Raw genomic sequence first — 13,384 nt, 5'->3', positions numbered from 1 at the left:
CCTTCTTCAATTCGGCTCTGCTCAATGTCACTGTCTCCTGTCTCATAGTGACATTATCTCAGAACAGTTATAGGGTGACATTATCACAGCACAACGACACCCTTTTCTTATAGGGGATTGACGAGGTTTTTGAAATGGATTATATTAATTTCAGTTAGTTCATTCTCGGAACAAACTAACATAAGCGTATGGAGGTACACCCGTGATCGATCTAAGTCAGAAAGATTCCGATGCCCTTTATGTTGGTGTCGACATAGGTGGAACAAAGGTGATTGTCCAAATCGTCGACCGAAATGGACGAGTCGTCTCTAGGCAAAAAACTAGAACTTCGAGCGACTTGAATAACATTGCCCGGATTGTTCATGAATGCGTTTCCGATTCGAAAGTGAACAAAGATAAAATCGCGGGTTACGGGTTCGGCGTCCCCGGAGTAACCGACATCCATCGTGGGATCGTCATCGAAGCCCCGGCATTGCAATGGCACGGTTTGAATTTCGTCGAACAAATGCAAGCGCTTTTACAGAGCAAGGTTACGGTAGAGAACGACGTGAATTGTGCGGCGCTAGGAGAACGGTGGCTCGGCTCCGCCCAATCGGCAGACGATTTCGTGTTCATCGCGATCGGAACGGGAGTCGGCGCGGCGATCGTGAACGGCGGAAACATTCTGTACGGCAGCAAGTTCATGGCCGGCGAGATCGGCTACTTGTTATCCGAAGAAGACTGGCATGAAAACAAGGAATATACGTTCAAAGGCTTCGGGGCGCTCGAAGAAAAAATTTCCGGAAGAGCGCTGTCCGGTCATCGTATTCCTCCCGATCTGATTATTAAGCAATACAAAGAGGGTCATGGAGAAGGCTATGAGATCTTCTCGGCATACCTAAGGACATTATCGATAACGATCGCGAATTTATCGAGCTTGTTGAATCCTCAGAAGGTCATCATCGGCGGCGGGGTCTCGCAAGCGCTGTCGGAGGAGCTGGATCGTTTGCGCGAGCAGGTCGGCAAGATGTCGCCTGTCCCCGTAATGATCGAGTGCTCTACATTGGGCGAGAATGCCGGCGCTTACGGCGCTGCAGCTTTTCTAATAAATAAGCTTACCAAGCAGAAGGAATAATATGAGGATGGAGTGAGAATATGAGAAAAATTCTAATTCCCGGCGTTAAGATGGCGTCGACCCAATTGGTGATGGGAACGGGGGGAGACGCTTACCACCCGGACAATATGGATCATGTCACCCGGCTATCGGATGCTTACATCGAATTAGGCGGCAATACTTTCGATTCCGCCCATCAATACGAAGGCAGCGAAGAAGCGCTTGGGCGGTGGATGGAGAAACGCAATATTCGCGATCGCATCGTCATTCTCACGAAAGGCTGCCATCCCGACGACGGCAGTCCCGGACCGAGAGTGGGCGCAAAGTTCATTCGAGAAGATATGATGGAGAGTCTTGAACGGCTCCGCGTCAAAAACGTGGACATGTACGCGCTTCATAGGGACGATATGACGATTCCGGTCGGAGAAATCGTCGAAGCTCTGAACGATGCTATTCGCGCCGGATATGTCGGAACGATCGGAGCGTCGAACTGGACGCTGAACCGCGTCATCGAAGCTAACCAATACGCTAAAGACAATCATCTCCAAGGATTTTCTTTTAACAGTCCGAGTTTCAGTTTGGCGAAACCTTTGGAGCCGCATTGGCCGGGGTGCGTCTCGGCGGATGAAGATTTCTGCAGATGGCACGAGAGCCATCAGGTTCCGTTACTCGCGTGGTCATCCCAGGCAGGCGGATTTTTCTCCGGACGGTTCTCTCCCGACATTCGGGATAACGAAGACATGGTGCGCGTGTATTATAGCGATAACAACTGGGAGAGGCTTGACCGGGCAACGAGGCTGGCGACGGCTAAAGGCGTGACGCCGATACAAATCGCTCTGGCTTACGTGCTTCACCAAAGATTCCCGACCTTTGCCCTGATCGGACCGGAGAAAGTCGAAGAAATGCGGTCGAGTTTCGCGGGGGCGGACATTTCTTTGAGCCCGTCCGAGATGGATTGGCTGGACTTGAAGACAAGCGATCTTGCCTAAGCTTAACGAACGGCCTTCGGATTGAAGGAGGTGATTCTCGCCAACGACCGTGCTTGATTTGTAAGGGATCTTCTACATCAGTTAAATAATTCGACAACCGGAATGAAAAGGGGAAACGAGCACATGAATAAAAAAATGAAAAGCTTTGTTATCCTGATGTGCGTGGCTTTATTACTGTCGGCATGCGGTTCCAAAGGAAATTCGAACAGCGCGGGGAATGGATCCGCGAACCCAGGTAAAGGAATTACGCTTACGGCGATTACGCCGCCGGGGATGGAAGAGTATTACGACGGAAGAGCCAAAGCGTTTGAGGAGAAAACCGGCGTGAAAGTCAAAATCGAAGTCGTGGCCTGGAACGATATCATTACCAAGCTTACGAACGACGCCGTCGCCAATTCGAATACCTACGACATCATCGGCATCGACGATATCTACGTCGCCAAATTCGCGGACGCAGGCTGGATCGTTCCGGTTGATCAATATATGACCGACAAGCTCAAAGGAGATTTAATGAGCTACGCGAACCGGTTCATTCAATACAAAGGCAAAACGTACGGTCTTCCTTGGTACACCGCTTGGAAAACGTTCGGTTACAACAAGGAAATGCTGTCGAAAATCGGAATAGATCACGCTCCGCAAACATGGGACGAATTCATTCAGATCAGCCAGAAATTGCAGCAGGATGGCGTCGTGTCTTATGCGTCCGCTTGGAGTTGGGGCAGAATGGAAGCCGTAATTTGCGATTTCGTCGCCATTATGGGAACGATGGGCGCAGAGCCTTTCAAAGACGGAAAGCCCAACTTCAACAACGAAAAAGGGCTGGCAGCGCTACAGCTCATGTACGACATGATCTACAAATACAAGATCGTCGATCCGGCTTCGATTCAGTTCGGTGAAAGCGATGTCAACGCCGCATTCGCGGCGGGGCAAACCGCGTTCCAGTTCCAGTGGGGAATTCCGCTGGTCGATCTGAATAAACCCGAAAATTCTCAAGTGGCCAATAAGACGGATCTGTCTCTGTTCCCGAGCAAAGTCAACTCGGCTTCGACGATCGGCTCTTTCGTTCAAGCGATCTCCAAAGGCTCCAAAAATCCGAAAGAAGCTTGGGATTTCATCGAATTCCTCAACGGTCCGGAAGGTCAAAAGGATATGATCTTAAAAACGGGCGGCACGGATAAATTCACCGCATGGAAAAGCGTTGCCTACGATCCGGAAATCAAGGGCAACCTGCCCGGCATCGAGACGGCCATGAAACAAGCGGAGACGGCTCTGGCCAGACCGCAGTTGCCTTGGTACCAAGAATGGTCCTCCATGATGCAGGATTATATCCAAATGGCGCTTCTAAAATCCAAGACGCCTCAGGAAGCTTTGCAGCTAGCGGAGCAAGAAACTCAAAAAATCATCGACAAATATTCTAAATAATTCGTAAAACCGGAATCTGTCTTTACTGCGGAAGAGATGAGGAAGCCGCGGATGGAGCGCGAACGAATAACGTTCCATCCGCGGATCTTCCTTATTGCCCGACGAACAACCGTTGGAGATAGGTTTTTGTTATTGATCGGGGGGAACTAGAGTGAAGCAGAACGCGAAGATTATGTCGGAAGGCCGGTTTGCCCTTATCTTGCTCACGCCGACCTTGCTTCTCATATTGGGGTTATTGCTTTATCCGCTTATCTATTCCATTTATTTAAGCTTTGTTGACTTGAATATCACGAATCCGGACATCGGCACGCAATTCGTCGGTTTCAATAACTTCGCGGACAACCTGAACGATCCCGCTTTTTGGAATAGCTTAAAAATCACGTTTTATTTTTCAGGGGTAACGGTCATCGGCAGCTTGCTGGTCGGACTAGGCGCTGCGCTTTTGCTGAACGGCAAAATTCGAGCGCGCGGTTTGTTCCGTACCTTGATCCTCATCCCGTGGGCGATCCCGCTTGTCATTGTCGGCATGATCTGGAAGTTGATTCTTCATCCGAATTACGGGTCTTTGAATGCGTTATTGATCAAACTCGGCATCATTCAACACAATATCGCTTGGCTGTCCGATACGAAGTGGTCGCTCGTCATGTTGTTTCTCTCCGAAATCTGGAGATCGTTTCCTTTCGTAGCCCTGTTGTACCTCGCGGCCCTGATTACGATTCCGCAGGATTTGTACGAAGCCGCATCCGTCGACGGAGCAACGAAATCCAAGGCATTCCGGCACATTACGTTGCCTTATTTGCAAGCGACGACGCTGGTTTTACTCATCTTGCGGACCATCGACGCGTTCCGCTCGTTCGATCTCATTTTCGCTTTGACAAAAGGGGGACCGGCAAACAGTACGGAAGCTGTCGGCCTTTACTTATATAAGCAAGGCTTTACGTTCGCGAATTTCGGCGGAAGCGCCGCGGGAAGTTATATCGTAACGTTCGTTATCCTTATTCTCGTATTCGTCTACATCAGATTAATGAAGGTTCAAAACATTTCTTAGGGGAAGGGGACGTATTTTTTGAAAAAGCTGATGATGTATGCGGGACTAGCCTTGCTTATGGCTTTTACGCTTGCTCCCTTTCTCTCGACGTTAACGACAAGCTTATCGACAAACCAGGATATTATCAGCGGCGCCAATCGTTTTTTTCCTACGCATGCCACGTTTGCGAACTTCAATAAGGCCATTATGGGACAGGCAGCATTGTCGGGTTTCGTGTCCTCCATGATCAACAGCCTGATCGTGGCGGCGGTAACTACGATTCTCTGTTTGTTGTTCGGCGCGTTAGGCGCTTATGCGTTCGCGAGACTGAATTTCCGCTTTCGCGATAGCTTCGTGCTGCTTGTCCTGGTCACCCAGATGATCCCCGGAATTGCGGTGCTCATTCCGATCTACGTCATTTTTCGCCAGATGGGCCTTCTCGACACGAAAACTTCCATTATTATGGCGCAAATGGCGTTTAACCTGCCCTTTATCATCTGGATCATGCGAAGTTTCTTTTCCTCCATTCCAAAGGATTTGGAGGAGGCGGCATTCATCGACGGCTTGGGACGGTTCGGTGCTCTATTTCGGATTATTCTGCCGATCAGTACGCCGGGATTGTTCGCGACGGGGGTATTCGCGTTCATGAACTCGTGGAACGATTTTCTTACCCCGCTCGTCTTGACTTCCAGCCAGGTCGCCAAGACGATGCCCGTAGCGATCAACGAATTTCTGGGAAGATTTACGGTCGACTACGGACTGCTTGCGGCCGCCGGTTTTATTGGCATTATCCCCCCGATTTTGATTATCCTTTTCTTCCAACGTTACCTGATCGAAGGGTTAACGGCCGGAGCGGTGAAATAAGCATCAGGGAAAGGAAGATTGACGAAAACGGTATTTATGCAATACTGGAGATAGTTCGTTTTGTTCGGGTTCGTTACAAACCGCGAGCGACTATTCCAGTTTGTTGAAGGGGCATGGATGACAATGAAATCAGCTAATCTTGACCTGATCAAAAAAATAAATCGCGATTTGGTGTTGGATACGATTCGTATAGATCAGCCCATTAGCAGGGCATCGATCTCGCAGAAAATCGGGTTGAGCAGATCGACGGTTTCTTTGATCGTCGACGAACTGATCGCGAAGAAGTTCGTATCCGAGACAGGCCTGGGCTCCTCGACCAGAGAAGGCGGGAGAAGGGCGATTCAATTGAGCTTTAACCCGAGCTCGGCTTATGGCGTCGGAATCGAATTAAATGAAAAGGGCTATCTAATCTGCGTGTCCGATCTCGACGGGAAGATCGTTTCCCTGGTGAAGTATAAAGAGAAACCGGTTTTGGAGAAGATCAGGGACCATCTGCTCGAAACGGTCGAACAAGCGGACGTGCCGCTCGACAAAGTGATTTCGGTCGGCTTCTGCGTTCCGGGCTTAACGAACAGCGTAGACGGCATCGTCGTCGGCGCTCCCGAATTGGATTGGAACGACGTTCATCTGGCCGCGCAGTTCCGTAAGCTTCTCGATAAGCCGGTATTCATCAATAATGACGTTAACTGCGCCGCCCTTGGAGAGCGTTGGCTCGGCGCCTGCCAGAATGTCGACGAATTCATTTATATTTCGATTAAAGCCGGTATCGGCAGCGCGATGGTCTGCAATGGCAAACTGGTTCAAGGGAAAGATTTTATGGCGGGCGAGCTCGGCTACTTTGCGTTCGAAGAAGACCTGCTGTCCCAGAAGGTGAATACGCTGGGTCATTTCGGGACTTTCGATAAAAAAGTGTCGGTCGATGCTTTGTCTCAATACGCATCGTCAATCGGGGAAGTGTTCGAGCAGTACAAAAGAAACGAGATCCAGGCGGTTAGGGTCGTTCAGCGGTTTATTAACCACTTGTCTCTCGGGATTGCCAATATGGTGAGCCTGCTGAACCCCGAGAAGGTCATTATCGGCGGAGAGTTAGGCACTTATATGGAAGAGCTGTTGCCCGAAGTGCGCCAAACGGTGGAAAGAATCACGCCGATTCAAACGCGGATCGAACCGACTCAAGTCGGCGAGAATTCCGGCGTATTAGGAATCATCTCCTATTCCTTCGATAACGTTCAGGATGTCATCAATTAATAGAGAAGGGAAAATCGGACATGAAAATCAACATTGCGGATCATTACGAAGAAATGTCCAAGATGGCCGCGGAACATATTATCCAAACGGTTCATCGGAAACCGAATGCGCTCCTGTCGATCGCCGGAGGCTCGACTCCGCTAGGAACGTTCCGCTACTTAATAGAAGCTTCAAAGGACAATCGGGTCTCGTTCTCGGCCTGCAAATTCGTTAGCTTGGACGAGTGGGTCGGCTTAGGCGGCGGGGACGAAGGCAGCTGCAGAAGCACATTGGATCAACACTTTTTTGAACCGTTGAACATCAGGGAGGAGCAGATCCGCTTCTACGACGGCCGGAGCACCGACTTGAACGGCGAATGCGAAAAAACGGATCTATTCGTCGAAGAACATGGTCCCATCGATGTCATCGTCCTTGGCGTAGGCTTGAACGGACATCTTGGCTTTAACGAGCCAGGCTGCGAGATGGACACCTATTCCCACGTCGTAGAGCTGGACGATGTTACACGGACGGTGTCGGTGAAATACTTCAACGAACAAAAAAACTTGAACCACGGGATTACGCTGGGGATGAAACACATTATGGAGAGCAAAGACGTGCTGCTTCTTGCCGACGGGGACAAAAAAGCCGAGATCGTGAAGGCGACGGTGCTCGGAGAGATGACGGACGATGTCCCTTCGAGCCTGCTTCGGAGACATGCCCGGTTCGAATTGTTCGTGGACGACAAGGCAGCGGCTTTCATCCGGAATCATGCGCAAGGGGAGGAATAAGCGTGAAACATAAATTCGCCGCCCAGCTCTATACGCTACGGGATGAATTGGAGAAGGATTTTCCGGCGACGTTGCGCAGATTAAAGAAAATGGGTTGGGAGGCCGTTCAGATCGATGGTTTGTTTGGTCTCAGACCAAACGAAATTGCTCAAGTATTGAAAGAAACCGGACTTCGGGCAGCGGGCATGCATGTCGGACTGGACCGGATGAACAACGAGCTTGAGGCCGTATTGGAAGAGGGCAGAGCGTTCGGAACGAAGGATTTTTTCTGCCACTACCTGGAAGACGACATGCAGCATGTCGACGGCTATATTCAAGCGAAAAGAGAATTGCTCGCGACCGCGGCCAAAGTGAATCCTTTCGGTTATCGGGTCGGTTACCACAACCACGACTTCGAATTCCAGACGATGGTCGAAGGACAAATCGCTCTTGATTATTTGATGAAGCCGGTGGGCAATCAGTTCTTATATCCCGAAATCGATACCTACTGGGTGAAATACGCAGGCCAAGATCCGCTCGAATATATTCGGAAATTCCCAGGCCGCATTCCGGTCCTCCATTTGAAAGACATGAAAGCCGACGGCAGCCGATTTTACGCCGAAGTCGGGACGGGGCTGATCGATTTCGAACCGATCTTGACATGGGGCGAGCAGAACGGGGTCGAATGGTATGCCGTGGAACAGGACGAATGTCCGGGAAGTCCCTTCGACAGCTTGGACGTCAGCTTGACGAATCTGGTGAAGATGGCCGAGAAGCTGGGACTTTAACTTATATCAAGAATCGAGGGATAGGAATGACGACGATCCGGTTAACGATGGCGCAGGCTTTGCTTCGCTTCCTGGACCACCAATACATTGAAATCGATCATCAGGAGAAAAAATTCGTGCACGGCGTGATGGGCATTTTCGGACATGGCAACGTTACGGGAATCGGAGAGGCACTGGAGCGCTCGCCTGGAAACTTAAAGTTTATCCAAGGGAAAAACGAGCAAGGAATGGCTCACGCGGCGATGGCATACGCCAAGCAGAACAACAGGCTGGGCATATTCGCCTGCACTTCTTCCATCGGCCCGGGCGCCTTGAACATGGTGACGGCCGCCGCGACTGCGACTGTGAACCGAATTCCGGTTCTGTTTCTTCCGGGCGACATTTTCTCGACGAGACAACCGGATCCCGTTCTCCAGCAACTCGAGAATCCGTCCGATTATACGATCTCGGCTAACGATGCCTTTAAGCCGGTAAGCCGGTTCTGGGACCGGATCGTAAGACCGGAGCAGTTGATGTCCTCGCTGCTCCACGCCATGCGCGTGCTTACGGACCCGGCGGATACGGGGGCCGTAACGATCTCCCTTCCCCAAGACGTACAGTGCGAAGCTTACGATTATCCGGTCTCTTTCTTCGAGAAGCGGGTTCATATCATCGATCGAAGACCGATGTCGGAGTCGGCCCGCAAGCGCGCCGTAGAGCTGATCTCCGGCAAGAAAAATCCGGTGATCATCGCCGGGGGCGGAGTGCATTACTCTCTGGCAACCGAAGAACTGCGCGAATTCGCGGAAGCTTTCCGCATTCCCGTCGGCGAGACGCAAGCGGGCAAAAGCGCAATGGCTTGGGATCATCCGCTCAACATGGGGGCGATCGGGGCCACCGGGTCGCTAGCGGCGAACCGCTTGGCCAAGAACGCCGATCTCGTCATCTGCGTCGGAACGCGAATGAGCGACTTCACGACGGCTTCCAAAAGCTTATTCCAGCACCCTGAAGCGGAATTTCTCCAAATCAACGTCAACGGCCTCGACGCGGCCAAGCTGAGCAGCGTATCCGTTCAAGCGGACGCGCGATTGGCGATGGGTCAATTGACCCAAGACCTGCAGGCTCTCGGGTATTCCTCCGGCTATGATTCCGATCGGCTGGCGCAATTGAAAGCCGAATGGACTAGCGAAGTCGATCGGCTGTACGCGATAGAGCGGGAAGACGGACTGGCGCAGACGCGGGTGCTGGGGGAAATCAACGCATTCGTTCAGCCCGAAGACGTCATTATCGGCGCGGCCGGCAGTATGCCGGGAGATCTGCATCGGCTCTGGAGAACGACCCGGCCGAAAACGTATCACATGGAATACGGTTTCTCTTGCATGGGATACGAGGTTGCGGGAGCGTTCGGCGCCAAGCTCTCCGATCCGGATCGCGAAGTGTATGCGATGGTCGGGGACGGCAGCTATTTGATGATGCACTCGGAACTCGTGACCAGTCTTCAGGAAGGGCGGAAGATTACCGTGCTGCTCCTCGACAATCACGGCTTCCAATGTATTCACAACTTGCAGAGAGAAAACGGCAGCGACGGATTCGGCAATGAATTCCGCTATTACTCTCCCGAACGGAGGGGATTGTCCGGTGATTATATGACGTTCGATTTTGCCGCCCAGGCCCGCGGCATGGGGGCCAAAGCTTATACGGCGAACACGATCGAAGAGCTGAAGCATGCTTTGAAGGCGGCGAGAAACGAACAAACGACAACGCTCATTCATATCCGGGTGCTGCCGGGAACGAACACCTCCGGCTACGAATCCTGGTGGAGGGTCGACGTAGCCGAAGTGTCCGAGAGCGCCAAAGTAAACGAGGCTTATCGAAATTTCCAAAGCAAACTTGAAGCTGCGAAATAAGCTCAAGTTCCGGAGAGGAGCAGAGATGCCAAGATGTCGAAATTAATCGTGCCCAGCGAGCGGCCGGACGCGGAAGGAAAAGTGTTATCCATTACTCCGGAATCTGCGGGATGGAAATACATCGGCTTGGATATTTACCGGCTAAAGGCCGGACAATCGATGCGGAGGAGCACGGGCGGCATGGAGATGTGCGTTACGCTGCTCCATGGTCGGGCAGATGCGGTAACGACCGAGCTGAATTACGCGAATATCGGACGGCGAATGAGTATTTTCGAAGAGGTGCCCCCGTATTCGGTGTACGTACCGATGAACGATTTTATCGAAATCAAAGCCTTGTCGGATATTGAAATCGCGGTCTCCGTCGCCGCGGGCAATCCGTCCGTCGCGTATCCGTCCAGATTGATTCGGCCTGAGGACGTTAAAGTGGAGATTCGCGGATACGGAAATATGACGCGGCGCGTGCACAACATATTGCCCGAACAGGAAGATGCGGGAAGCCTGCTCGTCGTGGAAGTGTTTACCCCGAACGGACACTGGTCCAGCTTTCCGCCGCATAAGCACGATCAAGAGAACTTGCCGCATGAGTCTTATTTGGAAGAAATTTATTATCACAGGTTAAATCCGGATCATGGCTTTGCCGTACAAAGAGTATATACGGATGACCGGTCGTTGGATGAAACGATGTCGGTCATGAACGGAGATGCCGTGCTCGTGCCCGAAGGTTATCATCCCGTCTCGGCGGTTCCGGGGTACGATCTTTATTATTTGAACGTCATGGCCGGACCGGTCAGAACGTGGAAATTTCATAACGACCCGGCTCACGAATGGTTGTTCATGCCGCCGGTCAAAGAGGAGAAATCCGAATGAACCCTATAACATGGCCTCAAGACCGTCCTCTTGATCTCATAGCCATCGGGCGCCTGTGCATCGATATGAATGCCAACGAGATCAATCGTCCCATGGAGGAAACGCTGACTTTCACGAAATATTTAGGCGGATCCCCCGCGAATATCGCGGTAGCCGCCGCCAGGTTGGGGATGAAAACGGGGTTTATCGGCAAAGTCTCCAATGATCAATTCGGCAATTATATATCGAAATATTTGGCGCAAGAAGGAATCGACACCGGGAACGTCGTCGTCGACCGCACCGGCGCCGTGACGGGCCTTGCTTTTACCGAGATCAAATCGCCCGAAGATTGCAGCATTCTGATGTATCGCGACAATGCGGCCGATCTCAAGCTGGAGCCGAAGGACGTCAAGGAAGAGTATATCCGGCAATCGAAAGCGATCTTGATTTCCGGAACGGCGCTATCCAAAAGTCCGTCCCGGGAAGCGGTATTCATCGCTTTGGAATATGCGCTTAAGCATAACGTTCTCGTGTTTTTCGATGTGGATTATCGTCCGTATTCGTGGAATTCGCCGGAGGAAACGGGCATCTATTGCCGCATGGTCGCGGAGAAAAGCGATGTCATCATCGCCGGCAGGGAAGAATTCGATCTGATGGAAGCGCCGTTCGGAGAACTGCGGCACGATGACTGGTATACCGCGGAAACTTGGCTTCGTCATAGAGCGAAGCTGGTGATGGTTAAGCACGGCTCGAACGGCTCGATCTGTTTCACGAACGACGGCAAAACGTTCCGTTCCGGCACTTATCCGACGAAAGTGATCAAGACGTTCGGGGCGGGGGATTCTTTTGCGGGCGCGTTCATCTACGGCTTGTTCCAAGGATGGAGCGTCGATCGTTGCCAGAAGTTCGGAAGCGCTTCGGCATCCATCGTCGTAGCCAGCCACAGCTGTTCGGATGCGATGCCGACCGTAGAGCAGATTCAAGAGGTCATCGATCGGAACGAAAAATAAGGGGGATTCAGGAATGACTGCACAATTGGTGAAAAATTATATCGGCGGACAGTGGATCCATTCAACGTCGGGCAAGACGGACGACGTCCCCAACCCTGCTACGGGAGAGCTCATCGCGAAAGTTCCGCTGTCTTCCAAAGAAGATTTGGATCTCGCGGTCAAGGCAGCCTCGGAAGCGTTCAAAGAATGGAAAAACGTCGCAGTGCCGAAACGCGCGCGTATTCTGTTTAAATATCAACAATTGCTCGTCGATAACTGGAAAGAGTTGGCCGAGCTGGTTACGCTCGAGAACGGCAAAAGCTACGGGGAGGCATACGGGGAAGTGCTTCGCGGCATCGAATGCGTAGAGTTCGCCGCCGGCGCGCCGAGCCTCATGATGGGAAGCGTGCTGCCGGATATCGCGACGGGTTTGGAGTCCGCCATGTATCGGTACCCAATCGGTGTCGTAGGCGGTATCACGCCGTTTAACTTTCCGATGATGGTGCCCTGCTGGATGTTCCCGCTCGCGATCGCTTGCGGAAACACGTTCGTTCTGAAACCTTCCGAAAGAACGCCCCTTTTGGCGAACAGGCTGGCTGAATTGCTGGCGGAAGCGGGACTGCCCGACGGCGTATTCAATATCGTGCACGGCGCGCACGATGTCGTGAACGGACTGCTCGAGCATCCGGGCGTTCAGGCGATTTCCTTCGTCGGCTCCCAGCCGGTCGCGGAATACGTGTACAAAACGGCTGCGGCATTCGGTAAACGGGTTCAAGCGCTGGGCGGTGCCAAAAACCACTCGATCGTCATGCCGGACGCGAACATGGAGCTGACGGTCAAGGAAATTACGAATGCGGCATTCGGCTCCGCGGGCGAGCGCTGCATGGCTTGCTCCGTCGTCGTTGCCGTCGGCGATATCGCGGATACTCTCGTGAAACGTTTGACTGAAACGGCTAAAGGGCTGAGCATCGGCAACGGTCTTCATGAGAAGGTGTTCTTGGGACCCGTCATCAGGGACTCTCATAAGAACAGAACGATCCAATATATCGTGAAAGGCGAGGAAGAGGGAGCTAAGCTCGTCCTGGACGGCAGAAACCATGAGGCGGCCCAAGGCGAAGGCTACTTCTTGGGACCGACGATATTCGATCATGCCAAACCGGGCATGGCGATCTGGAACGACGAGATTTTCGCCCCGGTGCTGCAAGTCATCCGAGCAGACACGCTGAGCGAGGCAATCGAGATTGCGAACCGATCGGAATTCGCCAACGGCGGCTGCATCTATACGGATAGCGCCGGCGCGATCCGGGAATTCCGCGAGAATATGGACGCCGGAATGCTCGGAGTTAACGTAGGGGTGCCGGCGCCGATGGCCTTCTTCCCGTTCTCGGGTTATAAGAAGTCGTTCTACGGCGATCTACACGCGAACGGTAAAGACGGAGTAGAGTTCTACACCCGCAAGAAAATGATCGTTGCCAGACATTAAAAA

General features: G+C 52.2%; 12 protein-coding genes. All 12 read left to right on the top strand.

All coding sequences use genetic code 11. The annotated features are described in order from the left end of the window. Positions 1 to 202: 202 nt before the first annotated feature. The 12 genes from ACFPOF_RS05635 to ACFPOF_RS05580 all read left to right on the top strand — a co-directional run bounded on the left by ACFPOF_RS05635 (position 203) and on the right by ACFPOF_RS05580 (position 13,381). A complete protein-coding gene (locus ACFPOF_RS05635) occupies positions 203 to 1,114 on the top strand; it encodes an ROK family protein (RefSeq protein ID WP_378130437.1) in 912 nt (303 codons plus the stop codon). 20 nt (positions 1,115 to 1,134) lie between these two features. After that, positions 1,135 to 2,082, top strand: a complete 948-nt coding sequence (locus tag ACFPOF_RS05630; protein ID WP_378130436.1) for an aldo/keto reductase — start codon at positions 1,135 to 1,137, stop codon at positions 2,080 to 2,082. Between the two features lie 123 nt (positions 2,083 to 2,205). Then, positions 2,206 to 3,504 carry an extracellular solute-binding protein gene (locus ACFPOF_RS05625; RefSeq protein WP_378130434.1) on the top strand — a complete coding sequence of 433 codons (1,299 nt, stop codon included), beginning with the start codon at positions 2,206 to 2,208 and terminating at the stop codon, positions 3,502 to 3,504. A gap of 151 nt (positions 3,505 to 3,655) precedes the next feature. After that, a complete protein-coding gene (locus ACFPOF_RS05620) occupies positions 3,656 to 4,552 on the top strand; it encodes a carbohydrate ABC transporter permease (protein WP_378130432.1) in 897 nt (298 codons plus the stop codon). Between the two features lie 18 nt (positions 4,553 to 4,570). Beyond that, the gene (locus tag ACFPOF_RS05615) at positions 4,571 to 5,395 is read left to right on the top strand and encodes a carbohydrate ABC transporter permease (RefSeq protein ID WP_378130430.1); all 825 of its coding nucleotides are present in this window, start codon (positions 4,571 to 4,573) and stop codon (positions 5,393 to 5,395) included. Positions 5,396 to 5,518: 123 nt separating this feature from the next. Then, entirely contained in the window at positions 5,519 to 6,643 is a 1,125-nt protein-coding gene (locus ACFPOF_RS05610) for an ROK family transcriptional regulator (protein ID WP_378130428.1), read from the top strand. A gap of 20 nt (positions 6,644 to 6,663) precedes the next feature. Further along, positions 6,664 to 7,410 carry a glucosamine-6-phosphate deaminase gene (locus ACFPOF_RS05605; protein WP_378130426.1) on the top strand — a complete coding sequence of 249 codons (747 nt, stop codon included), beginning with the start codon at positions 6,664 to 6,666 and terminating at the stop codon, positions 7,408 to 7,410. Between the two features lie 2 nt (positions 7,411 to 7,412). After that, the gene (locus tag ACFPOF_RS05600) at positions 7,413 to 8,177 is read left to right on the top strand and encodes a sugar phosphate isomerase/epimerase family protein (RefSeq protein WP_378130424.1); all 765 of its coding nucleotides are present in this window, start codon (positions 7,413 to 7,415) and stop codon (positions 8,175 to 8,177) included. 26 nt (positions 8,178 to 8,203) lie between these two features. Further along, entirely contained in the window at positions 8,204 to 10,063 is a 1,860-nt protein-coding gene (gene iolD / locus ACFPOF_RS05595; RefSeq protein WP_378130422.1) for a 3D-(3,5/4)-trihydroxycyclohexane-1,2-dione acylhydrolase (decyclizing), read from the top strand. A gap of 33 nt (positions 10,064 to 10,096) precedes the next feature. Continuing rightward, complete coding sequence (gene iolB / locus ACFPOF_RS05590; protein WP_378130420.1) at positions 10,097 to 10,930, top strand: 5-deoxy-glucuronate isomerase; 834 nt, start codon at positions 10,097 to 10,099, stop codon at positions 10,928 to 10,930. Continuing rightward, complete coding sequence (iolC, locus tag ACFPOF_RS05585; protein ID WP_378130418.1) at positions 10,927 to 11,919, top strand: 5-dehydro-2-deoxygluconokinase; 993 nt, start codon at positions 10,927 to 10,929, stop codon at positions 11,917 to 11,919. The genes iolB and iolC overlap by 4 nt, the downstream gene beginning before the upstream one ends. A gap of 13 nt (positions 11,920 to 11,932) precedes the next feature. Continuing rightward, entirely contained in the window at positions 11,933 to 13,381 is a 1,449-nt protein-coding gene (locus tag ACFPOF_RS05580) for a CoA-acylating methylmalonate-semialdehyde dehydrogenase (protein WP_378130416.1), read from the top strand. Positions 13,382 to 13,384 lie beyond the last annotated feature (3 nt).

It is taken from the genome of Cohnella soli (assembly GCF_042655525.1).
In the GTDB taxonomy this organism is placed as follows: Bacteria; Bacillota; Bacilli; order Paenibacillales; family Paenibacillaceae; genus Cohnella; species Cohnella soli.
The sequence above is the reverse complement of the archived record's forward strand: the minus strand, read 5'-3'. Positions and strand labels throughout refer to the sequence as shown.